The organism is Allobosea sp. 117 (assembly GCF_000702305.1).
In the GTDB taxonomy this organism is placed as follows: Bacteria; Pseudomonadota; Alphaproteobacteria; order Rhizobiales; family Xanthobacteraceae; genus Ancylobacter.
In genome coordinates this window covers 30439-53074 of sequence record NZ_JNLC01000010.1, presented here as the reverse complement: position 1 = coordinate 53074, position 22636 = coordinate 30439, and the positions used below count along the sequence as shown (strand labels likewise).

The 22636-nt window shown below is 68.8% G+C and carries 21 protein-coding genes; 5 read left to right on the top strand and 16 right to left on the bottom strand.

Going from position 1 to position 22636, the window contains the following annotated elements:
* The first annotated feature begins 71 nt into the window (after window positions 1-71).
* Window positions 72-797 (top strand): histidine utilization repressor, encoded by a 726-nt coding sequence (hutC, locus tag U742_RS0102330; protein ID WP_029349664.1) that lies wholly within the window; start codon window positions 72-74, stop codon window positions 795-797.
* A gap of 90 nt (window positions 798-887) precedes the next feature.
* Here the strand turns inward: hutC and U742_RS0102325 are convergent, their stop codons facing one another.
* The 10 genes from U742_RS0102325 to hutI form a co-directional block, all read right to left on the bottom strand.
* The gene (locus U742_RS0102325; RefSeq protein ID WP_029349662.1) at window positions 888-1739 is read right to left on the bottom strand and encodes a transporter substrate-binding domain-containing protein; all 852 of its coding nucleotides are present in this window, start codon (window positions 1737-1739) and stop codon (window positions 888-890) included.
* A gap of 131 nt (window positions 1740-1870) precedes the next feature.
* Window positions 1871-2683, bottom strand: a complete 813-nt coding sequence (locus U742_RS0102320) for an amino acid ABC transporter ATP-binding protein (protein ID WP_038360362.1) — start codon at window positions 2681-2683, stop codon at window positions 1871-1873.
* Between the two features lie 13 nt (window positions 2684-2696).
* Entirely contained in the window at window positions 2697-3368 is a 672-nt protein-coding gene (locus tag U742_RS0102315) for an amino acid ABC transporter permease (RefSeq protein WP_029349659.1), read from the bottom strand.
* On the bottom strand, window positions 3365-4024 hold the full coding sequence (locus U742_RS0102310) for an amino acid ABC transporter permease (RefSeq protein ID WP_029349657.1): 660 nt from the start codon (window positions 4022-4024) through the stop codon (window positions 3365-3367). Before U742_RS0102310 ends, U742_RS0102315 begins: the two co-directional genes overlap by 4 nt.
* A 330-nt stretch (window positions 4025-4354) precedes the next feature.
* Window positions 4355-5725, bottom strand: a complete 1371-nt coding sequence (locus U742_RS0102305) for an LLM class flavin-dependent oxidoreductase (protein ID WP_029349654.1) — start codon at window positions 5723-5725, stop codon at window positions 4355-4357.
* Between the two features lie 19 nt (window positions 5726-5744).
* Complete coding sequence (locus U742_RS0102300; RefSeq protein WP_029349651.1) at window positions 5745-6329, bottom strand: HutD/Ves family protein; 585 nt, start codon at window positions 6327-6329, stop codon at window positions 5745-5747.
* 16 nt (window positions 6330-6345) lie between these two features.
* Entirely contained in the window at window positions 6346-8013 is a 1668-nt protein-coding gene (gene hutU, locus U742_RS0102295) for a urocanate hydratase (protein ID WP_029349649.1), read from the bottom strand.
* Window positions 8014-8024: 11 nt separating this feature from the next.
* Window positions 8025-8843, bottom strand: coding sequence for an N-formylglutamate deformylase (gene hutG / locus U742_RS0102290; protein ID WP_029349647.1), 819 nt, complete (start codon window positions 8841-8843; stop codon window positions 8025-8027).
* Window positions 8844-8847: 4 nt separating this feature from the next.
* On the bottom strand, window positions 8848-10383 hold the full coding sequence (gene hutH, locus U742_RS0102285) for a histidine ammonia-lyase (RefSeq protein ID WP_029349645.1): 1536 nt from the start codon (window positions 10381-10383) through the stop codon (window positions 8848-8850).
* Window positions 10380-11582 (bottom strand): imidazolonepropionase, encoded by a 1203-nt coding sequence (hutI, locus tag U742_RS0102280; RefSeq protein WP_029349643.1) that lies wholly within the window; start codon window positions 11580-11582, stop codon window positions 10380-10382. The genes hutH and hutI overlap by 4 nt, the downstream gene beginning before the upstream one ends.
* Before the next feature lie 145 nt (window positions 11583-11727).
* Here hutI and U742_RS0102275 point away from each other — a divergent pair, with 145 nt between their 5' ends.
* Window positions 11728-13092, top strand: a complete 1365-nt coding sequence (locus U742_RS0102275) for a formimidoylglutamate deiminase (RefSeq protein ID WP_029349641.1) — start codon at window positions 11728-11730, stop codon at window positions 13090-13092.
* A 12-nt stretch (window positions 13093-13104) separates the two neighbouring features.
* Here the strand turns inward: U742_RS0102275 and U742_RS0102270 are convergent, their stop codons facing one another.
* A complete protein-coding gene (locus U742_RS0102270; RefSeq protein WP_038360513.1) occupies window positions 13105-14856 on the bottom strand; it encodes a PHA/PHB synthase family protein in 1752 nt (583 codons plus the stop codon).
* Window positions 14857-15205: 349 nt separating this feature from the next.
* On the opposite strand from U742_RS0102270, the gene U742_RS0102265 reads away from it, so the two are divergent.
* A complete protein-coding gene (locus U742_RS0102265) occupies window positions 15206-15556 on the top strand; it encodes a winged helix-turn-helix domain-containing protein (protein WP_029349637.1) in 351 nt (116 codons plus the stop codon).
* A gap of 21 nt (window positions 15557-15577) precedes the next feature.
* On the opposite strand, the gene U742_RS0102260 is transcribed toward U742_RS0102265, so the two are convergent.
* The 4 genes from U742_RS0102260 to U742_RS0102245 all read right to left on the bottom strand — a co-directional run bounded on the left by U742_RS0102260 (window position 15578) and on the right by U742_RS0102245 (window position 19632).
* Window positions 15578-15961, bottom strand: coding sequence for a DUF779 domain-containing protein (locus tag U742_RS0102260; RefSeq protein ID WP_029349635.1), 384 nt, complete (start codon window positions 15959-15961; stop codon window positions 15578-15580).
* 100 nt (window positions 15962-16061) lie between these two features.
* Window positions 16062-17582, bottom strand: a complete 1521-nt coding sequence (adh, locus tag U742_RS0102255) for an aldehyde dehydrogenase (protein ID WP_029349634.1) — start codon at window positions 17580-17582, stop codon at window positions 16062-16064.
* A 287-nt stretch (window positions 17583-17869) separates the two neighbouring features.
* Window positions 17870-18940: an LLM class flavin-dependent oxidoreductase gene (locus U742_RS0102250; RefSeq protein ID WP_029349632.1), complete on the bottom strand. Its 1071-nt coding sequence runs from the start codon at window positions 18938-18940 to the stop codon at window positions 17870-17872.
* A gap of 302 nt (window positions 18941-19242) precedes the next feature.
* Entirely contained in the window at window positions 19243-19632 is a 390-nt protein-coding gene (locus tag U742_RS0102245; protein ID WP_051660785.1) for a DUF1127 domain-containing protein, read from the bottom strand.
* 153 nt (window positions 19633-19785) lie between these two features.
* Between U742_RS0102245 and U742_RS0102240 the strand changes: the two genes are divergently transcribed.
* Both U742_RS0102240 and U742_RS0102235 read left to right on the top strand, forming a co-directional pair.
* A complete protein-coding gene (locus U742_RS0102240; protein WP_029349628.1) occupies window positions 19786-20670 on the top strand; it encodes a LysR substrate-binding domain-containing protein in 885 nt (294 codons plus the stop codon).
* Window positions 20671-20740: 70 nt separating this feature from the next.
* Window positions 20741-21160, top strand: a complete 420-nt coding sequence (locus U742_RS0102235) for a VOC family protein (RefSeq protein ID WP_029349627.1) — start codon at window positions 20741-20743, stop codon at window positions 21158-21160.
* Between the two features lie 25 nt (window positions 21161-21185).
* Here the strand turns inward: U742_RS0102235 and U742_RS0102230 are convergent, their stop codons facing one another.
* On the bottom strand, window positions 21186-22556 hold the full coding sequence (locus U742_RS0102230) for a glutamate--cysteine ligase (RefSeq protein ID WP_029349626.1): 1371 nt from the start codon (window positions 22554-22556) through the stop codon (window positions 21186-21188).
* Window positions 22557-22636: the final 80 nt, after the last annotated feature.

The window sequence follows — 22636 nt, the reverse complement described above, 5'->3', positions numbered from 1 at the left end:
CGGGCACCACAAGGGGCGCGGCGTAAGGCATTGTCACTGGAGCGCAGGCGGCGTTGAGCACAACTGTCAGAATGGCTCCGGCGACCGTTCCGGCCCTCGCGCTGCACCAGCGCATCCGCTCCGACATCGAGGCGAAGATCCTTTCGGGCGAATGGGGGCCGGGCCACCGTATCCCCTTCGAGCACGAGCTGATGGCGCAGTATGGCTGCGCCCGCATGACGGTGAACAAGGTGATCGCCGGCCTCGCCGCAGCGGGGCTGATCGAGCGCCGGCGGCGTGCCGGCTCCTTCGTGGCGCAGCCGCGCATCCAGTCGGCGGTGCTGCAGATCCCCGACATTCCGCAGGAGGTGACGGGGCGCGGCGCGGAATATGGCTACGAGCTGATCTTCCGCCGCCGGCGCCGCACCGGACCGCGCGACCCGCTCGCTTCCGAGCTTCCGGCCGGCACCGACGTGCTCGATCTGCGCTGCCGGCATCTGGCGGACGGCAAGCCCTTCGCGCTGGAGGACCGGCTCATCGCGCTCGCCGTGGTGCCGGAGGCGGCGGAGACGGACTTCTCCACCGTGCCGCCCGGCTCCTGGCTGCTCGGCCATGTGCCCTGGACCGAGGCCGAGCACCGCATCAGCGCGGTCGGCGCCAGCCTGCGCGAAGCGCGCGAGCTGGAGCTGCCGAGAGGCGCGCCCTGCCTGTGCCTCGAACGCCGCACCTGGCGCGGCGCCGACACCATCACCTATGCCCGGCAGCTATTCCGCGGCGACCACTACAACCTCGCCGCCCGCTTCTCGCCGCAGGGGTGAGAGGCGAGCCCCCCGGCAAGCCTGCCCCCGAAACGTGAATGGCCGGGACAAGCCCGGCCATCACGATCTATCGGAACGGTGAAGCGTCGCTCAGAAGCTGGCTTCGGTGACCTGGTCCGGGGTGGCCATCTCGGTGCCGAACCACTTCTTCTGCAGCGCGGCGAGGCGGCCATCGTGCTTCATCTTGATGATGACGCCGTCGACGGCGTCCATCAGCGACTTGGCGTCGTCCGCCTTGGTGCCGATGAAGCCGAAATAGACCGGCTTGCCGAAGGGCGGCTCGACCACCTCGAACACGTCCGGCTTCGACTTGGCGAGGAAGGCGATGTTCGGCAGCGAGTTCGCCACCGCCACGATGCGCCCGTTGCCGAGGTCGGCATAGGACTGGCTGAAGTCGACATATTCCTGGATGGTCGGGGCGGTCGGCAGCGTCTTGGCGAATTCCTGCAACTGCGCGAGCTGGGCGGTCGCCTTGGCCGAACCGACCTTCTTGCCGGCGATGTCTTCCGGCTTGGTGATCGAGGTGTCGCCCTTCTTCTTCAGGATCGCCACGGTGGCGTTGGCGATCGGCGAGGTGAAGCGGTACTTCTCCATGCGCGCCTTGGTGATGGTGGCGGGGCCGGCCACCATGTCGAACTTGCCGGCCTCGAGGCCCGGCAGCACGCTCGGCCAGGGCAGGTCGAGGAAGGTGACCTTCACGCCGAGCTCCTTGCCGATCTCGGCGAAGATCTCCTTGTTCATGCCGGCCTGCTTGCCGTCCTCGATAAAGTCGAAGGGCGCGAACTGCAGCTCGGTGCCCACCGTGAGCTCGCCCTTCGCCTTCACCTTGGCGAGGATGTCCTCGGCGCGCGCGGCGCCGGCGAGGGCGATGGTCGCGGCAAGGCCGAAGGTTGCGATACGCGCGGCGCGCTTCAGCGCGGACCGCCGGGTGACGTCAGTCATCTCGTCTCTCCTGTTCCCCGTTTCGCTGTCTTCCGGCGTCCGCCGGGCAGGCTTGTTGAAACGTCGATTAAGTATAGACATAACAGCATTATGCGCGCAATGCGCGCCTCGCCGTGCCGGGCGCGCCCGCGTCACCCGATACCGGCCTCTCCGGCGTTCTGCCAGAAGACGTTGCGGTCGAAATAATTCTGCAGGAACTGGCGCAGCCGCGGATTCTCGTCGCGACGGAACACCTCGTGCGGGGAGCCGGCGGCGGCGATCTTACCGTGATCGATGAACAGCACCTTGTCGGCCACCTGCGCGGCGAAGCCCATCTCGTGGGTGACGACGACCATGGTCATGCCCTCGCTCGCCAGGTCGCGCATCACCTGCAGCACCTCGCCGACCAGCTCCGGGTCGAGCGCCGAGGTCGGCTCGTCGAACAGCATGATGTGCGGCTCCATGGCGAGCGCGCGGGCGATGCCGACGCGCTGCTGCTGGCCGCCGGAGAGCTGGCTGGGATAGGCCTCGGCGCGATGCGCGAGGCCGACCTTCTCCAGCATGCGCCGGGCGCGCCCGGCGGCGTCCTCGCGCGGTATGCCGCGGGCGAGGCGCAGGGGCGCGGCGACGTTCTCCAGCGCCGTCATGTGCGGCCACAGGTTGAACTGCTGGAACACGAAGCCGACATTGCGCCGCACCCGCGCGACCTCGGAATCCGAGGCCGGGATGCGCTTGCCGCCGTCCAGCATGTAGCCGAGCAGCTCGCCCTCGATATAGATCTCGCCCTCGCTATAGGCCTCCAGGAAGGCGATGCAGCGCAGCAGCGTCGACTTGCCGGAGCCGGAGGGGCCGATGATGCAGGCCACCTCCGACTTGCGGATCGCAAGGTCGATGCCCCGCAGCACCTCGACGGTTCCGAAGCGCTTCCAGACGCCGCGCACGTCGATGATCGGTTGCTCGCTCATCTCAGATCCTTGGTCAGTGCTGCCCGCGCAGGGTGAAGCGGCCGACCCGCTTCTCCAGGCGCCGCGCGGCGGCGGTGACGATTTCGAGGAACGCCCAATAGACCACCGCCAGGAACAGCAGCGTCTCGGCGAAGGCGAAGGTGGTGGAGCCGATCGACTGGATCACCGAGGTCAGCTCGTTCACGGTGATCACCGAGAGCACGGCGGTCTCCTTCGACAGCAGCACCGTCATGTTGGCGAGCGCCGGCAGGATGATGACCAGCATCTGCGGCAGTTGCACGTGGCGGATGATCTGAAAGCGCGACATGCCCATCATCCGCGCCGCCTCGATCTGCCCGGGCGGCACGGAGAGGAAGCCGGCACGGAAGATCTCGGCGAAATAGCCCCCGCCATAGAACCCGAGCCCAGCGATGCCGGCGGTGAGCGGCGAGAGGTCCAGCCCGAAGAACGGGCCGCCATAATAGATGACGAAGAGCTGGATCAGGAACGGCGTGCCGCGCATCACCGCCACATAGAGGGTCAGCGGCGCGGCGACCCAGCGATTGGTGAAGAGCTGGCCGATGGCGACCAGGAGGCCGACGGCGAGGCCGATCACTGTGCCGGCCGCCCAGATCACGATGGTCAGCACCATGCCGTCGAGGATGGCGGCCCAGTTGTCGGTGAGGATGGCCGGATTGAAGCTCATGCCGCCTTCTCCACGCGGAAGGACCGCTCCAGCAGCGAGGCGAGGAAGGTGATTGCCCCGTTGATGACGAAATAGATCGCCCCGGCGGTGAGATAGATCTCCAGCGGCTGGAAGGTCGAGGTCGCGATGTTCTGGGCGAGGCGCGTCAGCTCCAGCACGCCGACCACCGAGATCAGCGAGGAGGCCTTCACCATCATCGTGGTCTCGTTGACCAGCGCCGGCAAGGTGAGGCGCACCGCCAGCGGCACCTCGATGCGGGTGAGGATCTGCGCGCGGGAAAGCCCCACCATGCGCGCCGCCTCGATCAGCCCCGGCGGGATGCCGAGGAAGCCGCCGCGCAATATCTCGGCGAGATAGGCGCCGGTGCACAGCGCCAGCGTGCCGACCGCCGCCACCGAGGAGGGCACGTTGAGGCCGATCAGCGGCAGGCAGTAATAGGAGATGAGGAGCTGCACCAGCAGCGGCACGCCACGGAAGAAGCTGACGTAAAAAGCGGCAACGGCGCGCCCGACGCCCGAACGCGACAGCCCCATGGCGCAGATCAGCGTGCCGATGCAGAAGCCGATCGCGACCGAGGTCAGGGAGTAGATCACCGTCCAGACGGAGGCGCCGAGCAGCATCGGCAGGGACTTGATGATGATCGCCGTATCGAACATTCGTCCCCGCTTGCGCCGCCTCGACAGGTGAGCACAGCCCGTGAGGCGAGCCTAGCCCGTGCCGCGCGGCCGGATCATCGCACCATCGGATGCGCCCCGCCCGGATCGTCTCCGGCCGGCGGCACCCGCGGCGTCCCGTGCAATTTATCCGCCAACTCGTCGGCGTCCGCCGGCGGCGCCCTGCCGCTGCGCGGCCCGCCAATCCGGCGCCGAGGTCTCTAGCATAAGCAAATATGTATAGACAATATCGCCTTTTGTACGGGCGAGGCGCCGGGATTGCCACGCGCCAGGTTAGCCCGCCGACCGGCCGCCCCTGTGACGACCTCCGCCTCAGGAGGCGGCCGGCGTCGCGGCGAGGCGGCGGGCGCGGGCGTAGCGGTTCTCGGGCAGCGACACGCCGAGATTGGCGCGCAGCGTCGTGCCCTCATATTCCTCGCGGAACAGGCCGCGCCGGCGCAGCTCCGGCAGCACGAGCTCGACGAAGTCCTCCAGCGCCGAGGGCAGCGTCGGGAACATCAGGATGAAGCCGTCGGCGGCGCGGCTCTCGAACCACTCCTCCATGAAGTCGGCAACCACCTTCGGCGTGCCGGTGATGCCGTTGCCGGTGTGCTTCTCGCTGAACAGGCGGATCAGCTCGCCGACCGTGTGGCCCTTCATGACGAAGTCGGTCAGCTCGTCGAACAGCGCCTTGGAGCCCTTGGGCGCGGCCGGCAGCCGGTCCTTCGGGAACGGCGCGTCGAGCGGCACGCCGGTGAGGTCCGCTTCAAGGAATTCGGCCAGCATGGTGCGGCCGACGTCGGGGTGCAGCGCATTGGCGAGGAACTCGACCTTCTCGCGCGCCTCCGCCTCGGTGCGCCCGACATTCAGCACCACGCCCGGCATCACCTTGAGGTCGTCGGGAGCGCGGCCGAACTTCGCCATGCGGCCCTTGAGCGTCGCGTAGAAATCGCGGCTGCGCTCGAGGTTCGAGGCCAGAGAGAAGACGAGTTCCGCGGTCTCGGCGGCGAGCTCGATGCCGGCCTCCGATCCGCCGGCCTGCGCGATCACCGGCCGGCCCTGCGGCGTGGCGGCGATGTTCAGCGGCCCGCGCACCTGGAAGTGCTTGCCCTTGTGGTTCAGCGTGTGGAGCTTGTCCTTGTCGTAATAGACCCCGCTCTGCCGGTCGAGCAGCAGCGCGTCGGGCTCGAAACTGTCCCACAGCCCGAACACCACATCGACGAATTCCTTGCCGCGCTCGTAGCGCAGCGCGTGCGGGTCGAGCCCCTCGCGGTTGAAGTTGTAGCCGGTCTCGTCATGGTCGGAGGTGACGACGTTCCAGCAGGACCGCCCGCCCGACAGATGGTCGATGGAGGCGAAGATGCGGGCGATGTTGTAGGGCTCGTAATAGGAGGTCGAGGCGGTCGCCACGAAGCCGAGCCTGGAGGTCGACTGGGTCAGCGCGGTGATCAGCGTCAGCGGCTCGAAGCGGTTCATCTTGGTCGGCAGGCGGCACAGCGCCTCGGGATCGCCGATGGCGGCGGCGGGCGAATCCGCGATGAACATGAAGTCGAACTTCGCCTCTTCGGACATCCGCGCCACCTTGGCGAGATGGCGGATGTCGTTGGCGCCGTTGACGTCGGAAGCCGGATGCAGCCAGCCGGCCGGATTGTAGCCGAAGGTGTAGACGAAGGTGCCGAGCTTCAGCCTGTCCTGACGCTTCATGGTTCTGGTTCCCTCTGTCTCAGATGGCTGCCGAGGCCGCCGTGAAGTGTACTACGAAGAAGGCGCCGCCCGGTCCGGGCCGCAGCGTCAGGCGCCGTCCGGCCTCCTCGAAGAGCGCCGCGTCGTTCATGTCGAGCCGGACCGGCGAACCGTCGACGAGGATCTCCTGCCCGTCCATCCGTGAGAGCACGAGGGAGGCCTCGCCGCGCGTGGTCACCTCTTCGCCGCTCGCGAGGCGCCGCACCTCGTGGGCGAAGCGCCCGCGCCGGGTCATCACGTTGAGGTCGAGGATCGGCCCGTCGATGAGCCGCGCCGAGGTCTGCGCCGCGCCGTCGAAGGCGAAGGGCGCGCTCTCCAGAGTCAGCCGAGCCGGCTCGCGGCCTGCGGTCACCAGCTCGATGCCAGCGCCCTCGATCACCGCCAGCGTGCGGTCGATGCCCGGAAAGCGCGAGAACGCCCCGTCCTCGACGACGCCCGCCATGCTGACGCGCCAGTCGAAATCGCCGAGCCCGGCGCCGGCGGGCGCGACGGCGATCTCGGTGGTCGAGCCGCCGCCGTTCTTCCACGGCATCACCTTGTGATCGGCGGCGCGCAGGATCCGCATCAGCCCCTGCCCGCTCTCAGCCGAGGATGCCGGGCAGGTCGAGCTGGTGCTCCTTGGCGCATTCGATCGCGATCTCGTAGCCGGCATCGGCGTGGCGCATCACGCCGGTCGCCGGGTCGTTCCACAACACGCGGGCGATGCGGGCATCCGCCTCCGGCGTCCCGTCGCAGCAGATCACCATGCCGGAATGCTGCGAGAAGCCCATGCCGACGCCGCCGCCATGGTGCAGCGATACCCAGGTCGCGCCGGATGCGGTGTTGAGCAAAGCGTTGAGCAGCGGCCAGTCGGACACCGCGTCCGAGCCGTCCTTCATGGCTTCCGTCTCGCGGTTCGGCGAGGCGACCGAGCCCGAGTCCAGATGATCGCGACCGATCACGATCGGCGCCTTCAGCTCGCCCTTGCGCACCATCTCGTTGAAGGCGAGGCCGAGCCGGTGCCGGTCGCCGAGGCCGACCCAGCAGATGCGCGCCGGCAGGCCCTGGAAGTGGATGCGCTCGCGCGCCATGTCGAGCCAGTTGTGCAGGTGGGCGTTGTCCGGGATTAGCTCCTTCACCTTGGCGTCGGTCTTGTAGATGTCCTCCGGGTCGCCGGAGAGCGCCGCCCAGCGGAAGGGACCGATGCCGCGGCAGAACAGCGGGCGGATATAGGCCGGCACGAAACCGGGGAAGTCGAAGGCGTTCGACACGCCCTCCTCCAGCGCCATCTGGCGGATGTTGTTGCCGTAGTCCACCGTCGGGATGCCGGCGTGGAAGAACTCGAGCATCGCCTTCACATGCACCGCCATCGAGGCCTTGGCCGCCTTGGCGACGCCCTTGGGGTCGGACTGCTTGCGGTCCTCCCATTCGCCGAGCGTCCAGCCGATCGGCAGATAGCCGTTCACCGGGTCATGGGCGGAGGTCTGGTCGGTGACCATGTCGGGCCGCACGCCGCGCTTCACCAGCTCGGGCAGCACCTCGGCGGTGTTGCCGAGCAGGCCGACCGAGAGCGGCTTGCCCGCCTTGCAGGATTCGTCGATCAGGCGCAGCGCCTCGTCGATGTCGGTGGTGTGGGTGTCGAGATAGCCGGTGCGCAGGCGGAACTCGATGGAGGAAGGCCGGCACTCCACCGCGAGGCAGCTCGCCCCCGCCATGGTGGCGGCGAGCGGCTGGGCGCCGCCCATGCCGCCGAGACCGCCGGTGAGGATCCACTTGCCCTTGAGGTTGCCGCCGAAATGCTGGCGGCCCATCTCGACGAAGGTCTCGTAGGTGCCCTGCACGATGCCCTGCGCGCCGATATAGATCCACGACCCGGCGGTCATCTGGCCGTACATGGCGAGCCCCTTCTTATCGAGCTCGTTGAAATGGTCCCAGGTCGCCCAGTGCGGCACGAGGTTGGAATTGGCGATCAGCACCCGCGGCGCGTCCTTGTGGGTGCGGAACACGCCGACCGGCTTGCCGGACTGCACCAGCAGCGTCTGGTCGCCCTCCAGCATCTTCAGTGCGCCGACGATCTTGTCGAAGCTCTCCCAGTCGCGCGCGGCGCGGCCGATGCCGCCATAGACGACGAGCTCGCCCGGCCGCTCGGCGACGTCGGGATCGAGATTGTTCATCAGCATGCGCAGCGGCGCCTCGGTCAGCCAGCTCTTGGCGGAGAGCTCGGTGCCGTGGGCGGCGCGGATGACGCGGGTGTTGTCGATGCGGGTCATGGTGAGGCTCCTCAGGCGTGCGAGCGTGCGAAGGCGAGGCACGCTTTGAGAATGTCGATCAGCGCCGCGCGGGCCGGCGCGGCATAAGCGGGGTCGTACGGCGTCGGCCAGCTCGCCTCATCCACCGGCCCCAGCGGCTCGGGCATGTAGGTGCGGCAGGCGAGCTCCATCTGCACGGCGTGGACGCCGCGCTCGGGCGCGCCGTAACGGCGGGTGATCCAGCCGCCCTTGAAGCGGCCATTGCTGACGCGCGAGAACTCGGTGGCGTCGCAGATCGCCTCGATGGCGGCCTGCAGCTCGGGGGCGCAGGCGGCGCCGGAATTGGTGCCGATGTTGAAGTTCGGCAAGGTGCCCTCGAACAGGCGCGGGATCACCGAGCGGATCGAATGGCAGTCATAGAGGACGATGGTGCCGTGCACCGAGCGGGCATGCTCGATCTCGGCCGCGAGCGCGGCGTGGTAGGGATCGAAATAGGCCGCGCGGCGGGCGGCGACGTCCAGGCCCTTGCTGTCGAGATAGAGCGGCTCGCCGTCGAAGGTCGTGGTCGGGCACAGCTCGGTGGTCGCCTGCCCCGGATAGAGCGAGACGCCGGACGGATCGCGATTCACGTCGATGGCGGTGCGCGACACCGAGGTCCGCACCACGCTGGCGCCGAGTTCGGCGGCGAAGTCGTAGAGCGTCTCGATCCACCAGTCGCAGTCCTTGCGCGCCAGCCACGGCGAGACGAGGTCACCGGCGATCTTGTCCGGGATGTCGGTGCCGGTATGCGGCAGCGAGACGACGAGCGGCGCGGTGCCGCGATGGACGCTGATGAAGGAGGGATGGGTCATCCCCTCACTCCCCCGAAATCGCCGGCAGCAGGTCGCCGGCCAGCCCGGCGATGGCGCCGGAGCGGATGAGCGCGTTGGCCGCCTCCATGTCGGGCGCGAAATAGCGGTCATCGTCGAGATGCGGCACCTCGCCCCGGATGGTGGCGCGCACCTCCTCCAGCACGGGCGAGGAGGCGAGCGGCTGGTGGAAGTCGCAGCCCTGCGCGGCGGCCAGCAGCTCGATGCCGAGCACCGCGACCGCGTTCTCGACCATGCCCATCAGCCGGCGGGCGCCATGGGCGGCCATGGAGACGTGGTCCTCCTGATTGGCCGAGGTCGGGATGGAATCGACACTCGCCGGATAGGCCTTCTGCTTGTTCTCGGAGACGAGCGCGGCGGCGGTGACCTGCGGGATCATGAAGCCGGAGTTCAGCCCCGGCTTGGGGGTGAGGAAGGCCGGCATGCCGGACAGCGCCGGATCGACCAGCATGGCGATGCGACGCTCGGCGAGCGAGCCGATCTCGCACACGGCGAGCGCGATCATGTCGGCGGCAAACGCCACCGGCTCGGCGTGGAAATTGCCGCCGGAAAGCGCCTCGCCCTCCTCCGGGAAGATCAGCGGATTGTCGGAGACGCCGTTGGCCTCGGTCTCCAGCGTGCCCGCGGCCTGCCGCAGCACGTCGAGCGCCGCGCCCATCACCTGCGGCTGGCAGCGCAGGCAATAGGGGTCCTGCACCCGTTCGTCGCCGACGAGGTGCGAGGCGCGGATGGCCGAGCCGGCCATCAGCTTGCGCAGTGCTTCAGCGGTCTCGATCTGGCCTGTATGCCTGCGGAGCTGGTGGATGCGCGGGTCGAACGGCGCGTCCGAGCCGCGCGCGGCGTCGGTCGAGAGCGCGCCGGTGACCAGCGCCGAGCGGAACAGGTTCTCCGCCTCGAACAGGCCGGCCAGCGCATTGGCGGTGGAGAACTGCGTGCCGTTGAGCAGCGCCAGCCCTTCCTTCGGGCCGAGCAGCAGCGGGGTGAGGCCGGCATCCTCCAGCGCGGGCAGCGCCGGCAGGCGGGTGCCGTCGACGAAGATCTCGCCGACGCCGATCATGGTCGCGGTCATGTGCGAGAGCGGTGCGAGGTCGCCCGAGGCGCCGACCGAGCCCTGGCACGGCACCATCGGGGTGAGGCCCTTCGCCAGCATGGCCTCCAGCAGCGCGAGCGTCGCCGGCTGCACGCCAGATGCACCCTGCGCGAGGCTGGCGAGCTTCAGCGCCATCATCAGCCGCGCGACCGGGACCGGCATCGGCTCGCCGACGCCGGCGGCATGGGAGAGCACGATGTTGCGCTGGAGGGTGGCGAGGTCGGCGGCCGGAATGCGCACGCTGGCGAGCTTACCGAAGCCGGTATTGATGCCGTAGACCGGCTCGCCCTTGTTGACGATGGCGGCGACCGCGGCGGCGGCCTTCGCCACCTTCGGCGCACAGGCCGGATCGAGCGCGACGGAGGCGCCGCGATAGATGGCGCGCCACTCGGCGAGCGAAACCTCGCCCGGTTTCAGCACGATGGTGGTCATTGTCCCCTCCACACCCGCGCATGCAGCGGGTTGAAACCCATGCGGTAGACCAGCTCGGCCGGGCGCTCGATGTCCCAGATGGCGAGGTCGCAGAACTTGCCGGCTTCCAGCGTGCCGATGGAATCGAGCCGTCCCAGCGCCCGCGCCGCCTCGCGCGTCACCCCGGCGAGGCATTCGTCGACCGTCATGCGGAACAGGGTCGCGCCCATGTTCATGGTGAGCAGCAGCGAGGTGAGCGGCGAGGTGCCGGGATTGCAGTCGGTCGCCAGCGCCATATGCGTGCCGTGCCTGCGGAACAGCTCGACCGGCGGAACCTTGGTCTCGCGGATGAAGTAGAACGCGCCCGGCAGCAGCACGGCGACGGTGCCGGCCCTGGCCATGGCGGCGGCACCCTCGTCATCGGTGTGTTCGAGATGGTCGGCCGAGAGTGCGCCGAACTCGGCCGCCAGCTTCGCGCCATGGAGGTTCGAGAGCTGGTCGGCGTGCAGCTTCACCGGCAGGCCCTGCGCGCGGGCCGCTTCGAACAGGCGCGCGACCTCATCCGGCGAAAAGGCGATGCCCTCGCAGAAGGCGTCGACCGCATCGGCGAGGCCCTGCGCCTTGATCTCCGGCAGCAGCGCGATGACCTCGTCGATGTAGCGCGCCTTGTCGCCATTCGCTTCGGGGGGGAGCGCATGGGCGCCGAGATAGGTGGTGACGACATCGACCGGGCGATGCGTGCCCAGCGCGCGGGCGGCCTTGAGGCTCTTCAGCTCCGCCTCGCGCGAGAGCCCATAGCCGGACTTCACCTCGATGGTGGTGACGCCCTCCGCCAGCAGCGCGTCGAGGCGCGGCAGGGCGCGCGCGACAAGCTCGGCTTCGCTGGCGGCGCGGGTCGCCTTCATGGTCGAGACGATGCCGCCGCCGGCACGGGCGATCTCCTCATAGGAGGCGCCGGCGAGGCGCAGCTCGAACTCATGCGCGCGGTTGCCGCCGAAGATGAGATGGGTGTGGCAGTCGACCAGCCCCGGCGTGATCCAGCGACCTTCGCAGTCGATGGTCTCGCCGGCCTCGAAAGCGGGCGCCGCGTCGGCCGGGCCGACATAAGCGATGCGTCCGTCGCGCGCGGCGATCACCCCACCCTCGATGACGCCGAGGCCAGCGGCTTCCGGTGCAAGGGTGGCGATCCGCGCCCCACGCCACACACGATCACAGCGCATTCGAGATCCTCGCGAGCGGCATTGAGGGTTTGGCAGCCGCGCGGATAATGTCTATACATAATCGTGAACCGGGACGCCAGCCCCGCCGATCGTTCCGCGGGGTCCGGCACCGGCGATTTTGCTTCGCACGGAGAACGCCAGCGCCATGACCAGCCGCACCACCAGCCTGTGGTTCGAGAACGCCCTGCTGCCGGAGGGCTGGGCGCATGGGGTCCGCATCGAGATCGAAAAAGGCGTGATCGCGGGCGTTTCTACCGGAGCCGATGCCGCCGGCGCGGAGCGTCACGCGATCGGCCTGCCCGGCCTGCCGAACCTGCACAGCCACGCCTTCCAGCGCGCCATGGCCGGCTTCACCGAGGTTCGCGGTCCCGGCGCCGACAGCTTCTGGACCTGGCGCGAGGAGATGTATCGCCGGCTCGGGGTGATGGATCCGCAGGACGTCGAGGCGATCGCGCGGCTCGCCTATGTCGAGATGCTGGAGGCCGGCTTCACCCGCGTCGGCGAGTTCCATTATCTGCATCATGACCGCGACGGGCGGCACTATGCCGACATCGGCGAGCTTGCCGGCCGCATCGCGCAGGCGGCGGGCTCGACCGGCATCGCGCTCACGCTGTTGCCGGTCTTCTACGCCCACGGCAATTTCGGCGGCGCCGCGCCCAATCCCGGCCAGCGCCGCTTCATCAACGATCCCGACAGCTTCGCCCGGCTGATGGAGAGCGGCGCGGCGCATCTGAAGGCGCTGCCCGACGCCGTGCTCGGCCTCGCCCCGCACAGCCTGCGCGCCGCCACCCCGGAGGAGATCGCCACTGTGGCGCCGCTGGCCAAGGGCGGGCCGATCCACATCCATGTCGCCGAGCAGACCAAGGAGGTCGAGGACTGCCTCGCCTATTGCGGGCGGCGGCCGGTCGACCGGCTCTACGACATCGCGCCGGTGGACGGGCGCTGGTGCCTGATCCACGCCACCCACATGACCGAGGACGAGACCCGCCGGCTCGCCCGCTCGGGCGCGGTGGCGGGACTCTGCCCGATCACCGAGGCCAATCTCGGCGACGGCATCTTCCCCGCCCCGCTATTTGTTGCCGAGGGCGGGCGCTACGGCGTCGGCTCGGATTCCAACGTGCTGATCGACGCCGCCCAGGAGCTGCGCATGCTCGAATATTCCCAGCGCCTGGGCCTGCGCGCGCGCAACGTGATGGCGGCGGGTGCGGGGCTCTCGACCGGCCAGACGCTGTTCGAGGCCGCCCTTGCGGGCGGGGCACAGGCGCTCGGCGCGCCCTCCGCCCTCGCCGCCGGGGTCTCCGCCGACATCGTCACGCTGTCGCGCGCGGAGCCCTCGCTCGCCCCGGCGCCGGCAGCCTCGGTGCTCGACGGCTGGATCTTCGCCAGCGCCCGTCCGGTGGTCGACTGCGTGTTCCGGCGCGGCGAGAAGGTCGTCTCGGGTGGCCGTCACCGCGACCGCGACAGCGCGCGCGAAGGTTTCCGCATGGTGATGGCCAAGCTCGCCGCCTGAGGCGGGCGGCTCTCAGCCCTGCAGCACGTAGAGGCCCGGCGCGTCCTCGCGGGGCGCATATTGCGTGCCCGGCAGGCCGAGCGGGGGCGGCGCCACCTCAGCGGCGGCCGAGCGGCGGTCGAGCCATTCGTGCCAGGCGAGCCACCAGCTTCCCTCATGGTCGGCCACCGTCACCATCCACTCGTCGGGATCGAGCCGCGGCGCGTTGGCCGGCGTGGTCGCCATGTGGAAGTGCCGGCCCTTGTGGCCGGGCTCGCTGACGATGCCGGCATTGTGGCCGCCGCTGCTCAGCACGAAGGTGATGTCGGTGTCGGTCAGATAATGGATCTTGTAGGCCGACCGCCACGGCGCGACATGGTCGCGCTCGGTGCCGACCGCGAAGATCGGCACGCGGATGTTCTGCAGCGCGATCGGCCGGCCCTCGACGACATAGCGCCCGGAGGCGAGGTCGTTGTCGAGGAAGAGCTTGCGCAGATATTCCGAGTGCATGCGGTAGGGCATGCGGGTGGCGTCGGCATTCCAGGCCATGAGGTCGTTCATCGGCTGGCGCTCGCCCATCAGGTAATCATGCACCACCCGCGACCAGACGAGGTCGTTGGAGCGCAGCATCTGGAAGGCGCCGGCCATCTGCGAGGCGTCGAGCGTGCCGCGCTCCCACATCATCGCCTCGAGGAAGGCGAGCTGGCTGTCGTCGATGAAGAGCTGCAATTCGCCCGGCTCGGTGAAATCGACCTGCGCGGCGAACAGGGTGAGCGAGGCGAGCCGCTCGTCGTCCCGCTCGGCCATGGCGGCGGCGGCGATCGTCAGCAGCGTGCCGCCGAGGCAATAGCCGCAGCCATGCACTCTGGCGCCGCCGGTGATGGCGCCCACCGCATCGAGCGCCGCCATCACGCCGAGGCGGCGATAATCGTCGAGCGACAGCTCGCGGTCATGCGCGGTGACATTGCGCCAGGAAACGCAGAAGACAGTGTGGCCCTGCTCGACCAGGAAGCGGATCAGCGAGTTCTGCGGCGACAGGTCGAGGATGTAGTACTTCATGATCCAGGCCGGCACGATCAGCACCGGCTCGGCGGCGACGGCCTTGGTCGCCGGCGCGTACTGGATCAGCTCGATCAGCTCGTTGCGGAACACCACCTTGCCGGGGGTGGTCGCCACCTCCTCGCCGACCCGGAACGCCTCGGTGCCGACCGGCGGACGGCCGGAGAGGGTGTGGCCGACGTCCTCGAGGAAATTGCGCGCACCCTCGATCAGGTTGGTGCCGCCGGTCGAGACGGTGCGCTCGATCACCTCGGGATTGGCGAAGGGGAGGTTGGCCGGCGAGGCGACGTCGAGAACCTGCCGGATCGCGAAGGAGACCACATCCTCGTGGTGTTTTGAGACGCCCGGCACCTCGTGGGTGGCGTTGTGCCACCATTGCTGGGTGAGCAGGAACGCCTGGTACCAGGCGCGATAGGGCATGGCCTGCCAGAGCGGGCCGGAGAAGCGCGAATCACCGGGAAGCGGCTCGATGCAGCAGGGCGCCTTCGGGTCGAGTGCGCAGTTGAACAGGTGGCTGCCGAGCCGCGCCGCCTTGCGCCCCGCCTTCAGGACGAGATCAGTGCGCTTGCCGGGCGCGCCCGCGAGATGGATGCCCCAGTCGGCGAAGGCGAGCCATAGCGCCTGCGGCGACAGGCCGAAGGTGGCGCGCGCCAGCGTCGCGCTGGCGAGGCGGTCGGCGGCGCGGAAGCCCTCGCTGGTGAGCTGGTCGTCGCCCCGGTACGGCAACGGCGACGGATGCAGCGGGAGGGACCGCGCCGGCGGCAGAACGGGCGGCTTGGCCTCCGGTTCGGCCGCTGGCTTGGCCGCCGGTTTGGCGACCGCGCGTGCGGCACCGGATCGGGCGGCGGGTTTGGCGGATGCGTCCATCGTGTTCAAGACCCTCAGCAGGCCGCGGCGGCGACCATCTCTGTTCCTATCATTTCCGCGCATCATGGCGGCGCGGAGGTGCCGCCGCCTTGACGATGATCAGCCCGCCCACATGGCACGCGGTTGACGCCGGGCGCGCGGCGCGGAACCTTCCTCTCGCCGCGTCCGAAGCGATGCGGGGGGCATCGTTCGACAGGGCCGGGACAGGATGGCTTCACTCAGCATCAGGATCGACATCGCGCCGCAGGGCCGGATCGGCCCGGGCAAGATCGCGCTTCTGGAGGCGATCGCGCGCACCGGCTCTATCTCCGCCGCCGGGCGCTCGATGAAGATGTCCTATCGCCGGGCCTGGGAGCTCGTCGACGAGCTCGGCCACATCTTCGGGCGCGCCGTGGTCATCTCGCAGGCCGGCGGCCGGCATGGCGGCGGCGCCCAGCTCACCCCCTTCGGCGAGGAGCTGGTCGCCCGCTATCGCACGATCGAGCGCGTGACCGCGCAGGCCGCGCGCGCCCATCTCGACTTCCTGCAGGCCGAGATCCGCGACCCGGCCGAATCCTGAGCGGTGGAGGTGGTCGTCCCGTCAGGCCGCGCCGCGCAGCGGCGGGCCGGCGGCGTCGAGCTCGGCCGATTCGGCGTCGGTGAAGAGCCGCGAGCGGGTGAGGAAGCGCACGCCTTCCGGCGCCTCCAGCGAGAAGCCGGAGCCGCGCCCCGGCACCACGTCGATGATCAGCTTGGTGTGCTGCCAATATTCGAACTGCGCGGCACCGATATAGAAGCTGCAGCCGGCGATCTCGCCGAGCAGCACGTCCTGCGGACCGACGCGGAACTCGCTGGCCGGGTAGCACATCGGCGCCGAGCCGTCGCAGCAGCCGCCGGACTGATGGAACAGCAGCGGACCGTGCTGAATCCTCAGTCGCTCGACGACCTCTGTCGCCTTGTCGGTGATCTCTACCCTCGCCGCCATTGCGGGACCTCCGGTTGAACGATCCCGGACGGCGCAAGCGCCATCCGGGCAGTTGGGGGAGCGGCGGGCGGTCCGGCCCGCCGCAACCCTTGGCCCGAGCTCAGAAGAAGCCGAGCGCCTTGGTCGAGTAGCTGACCAAGAGGTTCTTGGTCTGCTGGTAGTGGTCGAGCATCATCTTGTGCGTCTCGCGCCCGATGCCGGACTGCTTGTAGCCGCCGAAGGCCGCATGGGCCGGGTAGGCGTGGTAGCAGTTGGTCCACACGCGGCCGGCCTGGATGGCGCGGCCCATGCGGTAGGCGCGATTGCCGTCGCGGGTCCACACGCCGGCGCCGAGGCCGTAGAGCGTGTCGTTGGCGATGGCGAGCGCTTCCTCCTCATTCTTGAACTTCGCGACCGAGACGACAGGCCCGAAGATCTCCTCCTGGAAGATGCGCATCTTGTTGGTGCCCTCGAAGATGGTCGGCTCGACATAGTAGCCGCCGGCGAGCTCGCCGCCGAACTCGGCCCGCTTGCCACCGGTGAGCACCCGGGCGCCCTCCTGCTTGCCGATGTCGAGATAGGACAGGATCTTCTCGAGCTGGTCGTTCGAGGCCTGGGCACCGATCATGGTGTCGGATTCGAGCGGATGGCCCTGCTTGATCTTCTTGGTGCGGGCGACGGCGCGCTCCATGAAGCGGTCATAGATCGATTCCTGCACCAGCGCGCGGCTCGGGCAGGTGCAGACCTCACCCTGGTTCAGCGCGAACATGGCGAAGCCTTCGAGCGCCTTGTCGAAATAGTCGTCGTCGGCCTGCATCACGTCGGCGAAGAAGATGTTCGGCGACTTGCCGCCGAGCTCCAGCGTCACCGGAATGAGGTTGTCGGACGCGTACTGCATGATCAGCCGGCCCGTCGTCGTCTCGCCGGTGAAGGCGATCTTGGCGATGCGCTTCGACTGCGCCAGCGGCTTGCCGGCCTCGATGCCGAAGCCGTTGACGACGTTGATGACGCCCGGCGGCAGGATGTCGGCGACCAGCTCCATCAGCACGAGGATGCTGAGCGGGGTCTGTTCGGCCGGCTTCAGCACCACGCAATTGCCCGCGGCCAGCGCCGGGGCGAGCTTCCACACCGCCATCAGGATGGGGAAGTTCCACGGGATGATCTGGCCGACCACGCCGAGCGGCTCGTGGAAGTGATAGGCCACGGTGTCGTGGTCGATCTCCGAGATCGAGCCTTCCTGCGCCCTCACCGCGCCCGCGAAATAGCGGAAATGGTCGATGGCGAGCGGAATGTCGGCATTGGTCGTCTCGCGGATCGGCTTGCCGTTGTCGAGCGTCTCGACGAGGGCGAGCAGCTCGAGATTGCTCTCCATCCGGTCGGCGATCCTGTTGAGGATCAGCGCCCGCTCGGCGGCGGAAGCGCTGCCCCAGGCATCCTTGGCCTTGTGGGCGGCATCGAGCGCGAGCTCGATGTCGGCCGCCGAGGAGCGCGGCACCTGGCACAGCCGGTTGCCGGTGATGGGGCTCGGATTATCAAAATAGCGGCCGTCAACCGGCGCCACCCACTTGCCGCCGATGAAGTTGTCGTAACGGTCGCGAATGAGGACCTTGCTGGAGACCTTCTCCAGAGCCTGCTGGAACATGTGTTTCCTCCTTGATCAGACGCGCCATTCGGCGTCGTCGCGTCGGTCCTGCCATAGCGGACGTCGGCTTTATGACCATGGAGACTGCGCCCGCATGTACGGTCCGTCAATCCGGCGGGACGGTGGGTGCCCTAGGCAAGATGGCTAGGTCGCACGAGGCGAAATGGCGTCCTCATGACGGTTTCCGGCGGGCGCCGGCGCCCTCGAAGACCTCCATGGCCGGGGCGAAACCCCGGCCATGTCAGGTTGCAGGCCCACACGCTGGGCGTGCCGGGAATCGCCCCGGATCAGCCCAGCAGCTCGCGCGTCCGCGGGATGACCTCGCGGCCATAGAGCTCGATACAGCGCATCATCTTCTCGTGTGCGAGCGGGCCGGCGCTGTACTTCAGATCGAAGCGCGCGATGCCGAGCGCCTTCGCGGTCGCGGCGATCTTCCGCGCGACGGTCTCGGGGGAGCCGACATAGAGCGAGCCGCGCGCGATCTCGCGCTCGAACTCGTCGCGGCCCATGGGCGGCCAGCCGCGCTCGGCGCCGATGCGGTCGCGATTGGCCTTGAAGCCGGGGAAGAATTCCTCCTTCGCCTGCTCGTCGGTATCGGCGACATAGCCGGGCGAATGCACGCCGATCGGCTGCACCTCGCTGCCGAGCTGGGCGAAGGCGCGATGGTAGAGATCGACATAGGAGCGGAAGCGCGCCGGATCGCCGCCGATGATGGCGAGCATCAGCGGCAGGCCGTAGGTCGCCGCGCGCACCACCGATTCCGGGCTGCCGCCGACCCCGATCCAGGTCTTCAGCCGGCCCTGCTCGATCGGCGGGAACACCTGCTGGTGCTTCAGCGCCGGGCGGGTGGTGCCGCTCCAGCTCACGCCCTCCGCGCCGCCGTTCTCGGACAGCAGGGCGGCGAACAGGTCGAGTTTCTCGCTGAACAGCTTCTCGTAGTCGGCGAGGTCGAAGCCGAACAGCGGGAAGGATTCGGTGAAGGAGCCGCGCCCGAGGATCACCTCCGCGCGACCGTTCGAGATGGCGTCGACGGTGGAGAAGCGCTGGAACACCCGGATCGGATCGTCGGAGCTCAGCACGGTGACCGCCGAGCCGAGGCGGATGCGCCTGGTGCGCGCGGCGATCGCCGCCAGCACCACCTCCGGCGCCGAGATCGCGAAATCGGCCCGGTGATGCTCGCCGACGCCGAAGAAATCGATGCCGAGCTCGTCGGCGAGCACGCCCTCCTCGACGAGGTTGCGGATGACCACGGCATGGGGAAGGGGCTGGCCGGCGGCATCGGCGGTCACGTCGCCGAAAGTGTCGAGGCCGAGTTCGAGCGGGTGCCCGGCGGGCGCCCGGACGCTGCTGGTGTCCATGTCTCTCTCTGCGGGGCCGGCACGTCGCCGTCAACGTTGCGGCGAGATGCGCGAACCGTTGGCGCAGCCGGCACATGCCGGCGCCCCGCATATGGGCGAAGACGGGAAGCGGCGCATCCGCGGCGGCATCGCCCGGATGCAAGGGCGTCTTTTCACGTCTGCAAGGATCGTTTGCAAGGATCGTTCGCGGTGAAGCCGGGCCGGACGCGTGGGCCGCAAAAGAAAACGCCCGCCGGCGCGGGCCGGCGGGCGTCAGTTCGGCGGCAAGAGGGGGTGAGTGCCACCGAATATCGGAAGCGATCTCATTTGCATTCGATGAGATCACGGCTGTCGGAGTGCAGATCCTGCGAACGGGCCATCTCGCGCTGATCAAGCCGGCGCGCGGCGCGCTTCTCCACCGCACGCACCACCAGCACGGACGTCGGGTCCTGCCAGAGCGGGCCGGCGACGGCGTCGCGCAGATCGCCACGGGTCAGGCCGATGTCGCGCAGCATGCGATCATCGAACTCGCCGAGCTCGGCGAGGATGCGCCGGCGGTGCAGCGCCTTTGCGAAGTTGACGGCACGGAGGGCTGCGGCGTGCGCAAGCTGCGTCGCCGCGACCCCGAACGCTTCGAACGCGGTCCTGCGGGTTTCGCCTATATACGACATTGATACCTCCATCGTGTCGGCCGCGCAGCGGCGGGCGGTCATCGTTTTCCGGGAAACGGCCCCATGCCGCCACCCGAAACCGCCGCGCCCGTTCGCGACACTGCTGTTATGACGGAGATCGAATAATCACACTAGCGAATGTTTATGATCTGAATTATCATCATCATTGATATCGCGGCGCCGGAGGACGGACTCATGAACGTGCTGCTCGACATTGATCAATTAAGAACATTCATGATGATCGCCGAAACCGGCAGCTTCACGAAAGCGTCGGAGGTGGTCCACAAGACCCAGTCGGCCGTCTCCATGCAGATGAAGCGGCTGGAGGAGCGGGTCGGCAAACCGATCTTCGCCCGCGACGGGCGGGCCTCGAAGCTGACCGAGGAGGGCGAGCGCCTGCTCGACTATGCCCGCCGCATCGTGAAGCTGAACATGGAGGCGGTGGCGAGCCTCGCCAATGCCGAGCTTTCCGGCCGCGTGCGGCTCGGCGTGCCGGACGACTATGCCGACCGCTACCTGCCCGAGATCATGGCGCGGTTCTCCAACACGCATCCCCATGTCGAGCTCACCGTGGTGTGCGACCCCTCGACCGATCTGGTCGACCGCATCGACACCGGCGACCTCGACCTTGCCATCGTCACCGACTGCGAGATGATCAACCGCGAGAGCGAGATCATCCGGCGCGAGCAACTGCTCTGGGTCGGCTCCAACCGCCATTCCGCGCATCTGGAGGAGCCGGTGCCGCTGGCGCTCGGCCGCCAGACCTGCAACTGGCGGCAGGAGGCGATCGCCAAGCTGCAGACGGTCGGTCGGCCCTTCCGGATCCTCTACACCTCGTCGAACAGCACCGCCGTCTCGGCCGCCGTGCTGGCGGGCCTTGCCATCTCGGTGCTGCCGGAATCGGGCCTGCGTCCCGGTATGCGGGTGCTCGGACCCTCCGACGGCTATCCGGCGCTGGCGCCCTGCCGCATCGGACTGCTGCGCAACCGGCACGAGCCCTCCCCGCTCGCCGACGCGCTGGCCAACCACGTGATCCAGGGCCTCGACAACATCTCGGAAGCCGCCCTCGCGGCGGAATGAGACCGAACTCCGACCCCGCCGCCGTTCGGCCGCGAGGTCCGGCAAGGGAGCATCACAGGGAGAGCATGAGATGGCAGCCCAGCCCGTTCCCGGCGATGTCGTGCCGTTCCTGCGCTACGCCGACCCCTTCGCGGCGGTGAAGTGGCTCGGCCAGGTGCTCGGCTTCGCGCCGATCCTGATGGTCGAGGGCGAGAACGCCAGCCTCGCCCATGCGGAGCTCCGCCTCGGCAGCAGCGCCATCATGCTCGGCGGCGTGAAGAAGGACCATCTCGGCATGGTGACGCCGCGCGCCGCCGGCGGCGTGACGCAGGGCATCTATCTCGTGGTTCCGGATGCCGACGTAGTGTGGAAGCGCGCAGTCGCGGCCGGCGCCGAGGTGGTGATGGAGCTCTACGACACGCCCTATGGCTCGCGCGAATTCGCCGTGCGCGACCCGGAGGGCCACCTCTGGAGCGTCGGCACCTATCGCGCGGGGTCGTGGGAAGGCTGACCGGAAGGCGGAAGCCGCTCCCGGCTCAGTAGGCGTCTTCCTCGAACACCGGCTCCACCGAGCGGTGCCATTCGCCCTCATAACGCGCCAGCAGCTTCTGGGCGGGGGTGAGGCCGCTGGCGACACATTCATCGAGCGGGCGCAGGAAGCGCGTCTCGTCGCGGCCCTGGCTGTCGCGTATGTCACGGCGCAGGAGGCCGGCGCGGGCGATGGCGAGCACGTCGCCGGCGATCTCGCGCACGCTGCGCCCGGCGATGCGGGCATCGAGCGCCTGCGTCGGCACCGCGTCGCGCAGCGCCTGCCGCTCCGCCGCGCTCCACCCCTTCACGAGATCCCAGGCGGCATCGAGGCTGGCGGCATCGTAATAGAGGCCGGTCCACAGGGCGGGGAGCGCGCAGAGCTGCGCCCACGGGCCGCCATCGGCGCCGCGCATTTCCAGATAGCGCTTGAGGCGCACCTCCGGGAAGATGGTCGAGAGGTGGTTGGCCCAGTCCGAGATCACCGGCCGCTCGCCCGGCAGCGCAGGATGCCGGCCGGCGAGGAGGTCGCGGAAGGAGGAGCCGGCGACGTCGATATAGGTGTCGCCGCGCTTGATGAAGTACATCGGCACGTCGAGCGCGTAATCCACATAGCGCTCGAAGCCCATGCCGTCCTCGAAGGCAAAGGGCAGCATGCCGGCGCGGTTGTTGTCGGTGTCGCGCCAGATCTCGGAGCGGTACGACAGATAGCCGTTGGGCTTTCCTTCCGTGAAGGGCGAATTGGCGAAGAGCGCGGTGGCGACCGGCTGCAAAGCGAGGCCAACCCGCAGCTTCTTCACCATGTCGGCTTCCGAGGCGAAATCGAGGTTCACCTGCACGGTGCAGGTGCGGAACATCATGTCGAGGCCACGGGTGCCGACTTTCGGCATGTAGTTCGCCATGATGCGGTAGCGCCCCTTGGGCATCACCGGCGTCTCGCCCAGCGTCCATTTCGGGCTCATACCGAGCCCGAGGAAGCCGATGCCGAGCGGCTCGGCCACCGCGCGCACCTGCTCCAGATGGCCGTTCACTTCCGCGCAGGTCTCGTGGATGGAGATCAGCGGCGCGCCGGAGAGCTCGAACTGGCCGCCGGGCTCCAGCGAGATGGCGCCGCCCCCGACATTGTCGGCAAGACCGATGATGGTCTCGCCCTCCATGATCGGCTCCCAGCCGTTCAGCGTGCGCATGCCCTCGAGCAGCGCGCGGATGCCGGCCTCGCCCTCATAGGGGATGGGTTCGTGCCCGTTCAGCGTGAACGGGAACTTCTCGTGCTCGGTGCCGATGCGGAAGCGGGTGGCCGGCTTGCAGCCCTCTTCGAGCCACGCGACCAACTGGTCGCGGCTCTCTACGGGCTGCGTATCGATCTGGTCGCGGGCCATTCCTCACTCCGCCGGCATGCTGGGCGCGCGACCATACACAGGCCGGACGGCGACGCAAATCGGGTGTTTTCCCGTCATCC

What these genes read in the sequence shown, in the direction of transcription:
- hutC (WP_029349664.1), top strand. Translation starts at nt 72, where the DNA reads ATGGCTCCGGCGACCGTTCCGGCCCTCGCGCTGCACCAGCGCATCCGC.
- U742_RS0102325 (WP_029349662.1), bottom strand. Translation starts at nt 1,739, where the DNA reads ATGACTGACGTCACCCGGCGGTCCGCGCTGAAGCGCGCCGCGCGTATC.
- U742_RS0102320 (WP_038360362.1), bottom strand. Translation starts at nt 2,683, where the DNA reads ATGAGCGAGCAACCGATCATCGACGTGCGCGGCGTCTGGAAGCGCTTC.
- U742_RS0102315 (WP_029349659.1), bottom strand. Translation starts at nt 3,368, where the DNA reads ATGAGCTTCAATCCGGCCATCCTCACCGACAACTGGGCCGCCATCCTC.
- U742_RS0102310 (WP_029349657.1), bottom strand. Translation starts at nt 4,024, where the DNA reads ATGTTCGATACGGCGATCATCATCAAGTCCCTGCCGATGCTGCTCGGC.
- U742_RS0102305 (WP_029349654.1), bottom strand. Translation starts at nt 5,725, where the DNA reads ATGAAGCGTCAGGACAGGCTGAAGCTCGGCACCTTCGTCTACACCTTC.
- U742_RS0102300 (WP_029349651.1), bottom strand. Translation starts at nt 6,329, where the DNA reads ATGCGGATCCTGCGCGCCGCCGATCACAAGGTGATGCCGTGGAAGAAC.
- hutU (WP_029349649.1), bottom strand. Translation starts at nt 8,013, where the DNA reads ATGACCCGCATCGACAACACCCGCGTCATCCGCGCCGCCCACGGCACC.
- hutG (WP_029349647.1), bottom strand. Translation starts at nt 8,843, where the DNA reads ATGACCCATCCCTCCTTCATCAGCGTCCATCGCGGCACCGCGCCGCTC.
- hutH (WP_029349645.1), bottom strand. Translation starts at nt 10,383, where the DNA reads ATGACCACCATCGTGCTGAAACCGGGCGAGGTTTCGCTCGCCGAGTGG.
- hutI (WP_029349643.1), bottom strand. Translation starts at nt 11,582, where the DNA reads ATGCGCTGTGATCGTGTGTGGCGTGGGGCGCGGATCGCCACCCTTGCA.
- U742_RS0102275 (WP_029349641.1), top strand. Translation starts at nt 11,728, where the DNA reads ATGACCAGCCGCACCACCAGCCTGTGGTTCGAGAACGCCCTGCTGCCG.
- U742_RS0102265 (WP_029349637.1), top strand. Translation starts at nt 15,206, where the DNA reads ATGGCTTCACTCAGCATCAGGATCGACATCGCGCCGCAGGGCCGGATC.
- U742_RS0102260 (WP_029349635.1), bottom strand. Translation starts at nt 15,961, where the DNA reads ATGGCGGCGAGGGTAGAGATCACCGACAAGGCGACAGAGGTCGTCGAG.
- adh (WP_029349634.1), bottom strand. Translation starts at nt 17,582, where the DNA reads ATGTTCCAGCAGGCTCTGGAGAAGGTCTCCAGCAAGGTCCTCATTCGC.
- U742_RS0102250 (WP_029349632.1), bottom strand. Translation starts at nt 18,940, where the DNA reads ATGGACACCAGCAGCGTCCGGGCGCCCGCCGGGCACCCGCTCGAACTC.
- U742_RS0102245 (WP_051660785.1), bottom strand. Translation starts at nt 19,632, where the DNA reads ATGACCGCCCGCCGCTGCGCGGCCGACACGATGGAGGTATCAATGTCG.
- U742_RS0102240 (WP_029349628.1), top strand. Translation starts at nt 19,786, where the DNA reads ATGAACGTGCTGCTCGACATTGATCAATTAAGAACATTCATGATGATC.
- U742_RS0102235 (WP_029349627.1), top strand. Translation starts at nt 20,741, where the DNA reads ATGGCAGCCCAGCCCGTTCCCGGCGATGTCGTGCCGTTCCTGCGCTAC.
- U742_RS0102230 (WP_029349626.1), bottom strand. Translation starts at nt 22,556, where the DNA reads ATGGCCCGCGACCAGATCGATACGCAGCCCGTAGAGAGCCGCGACCAG.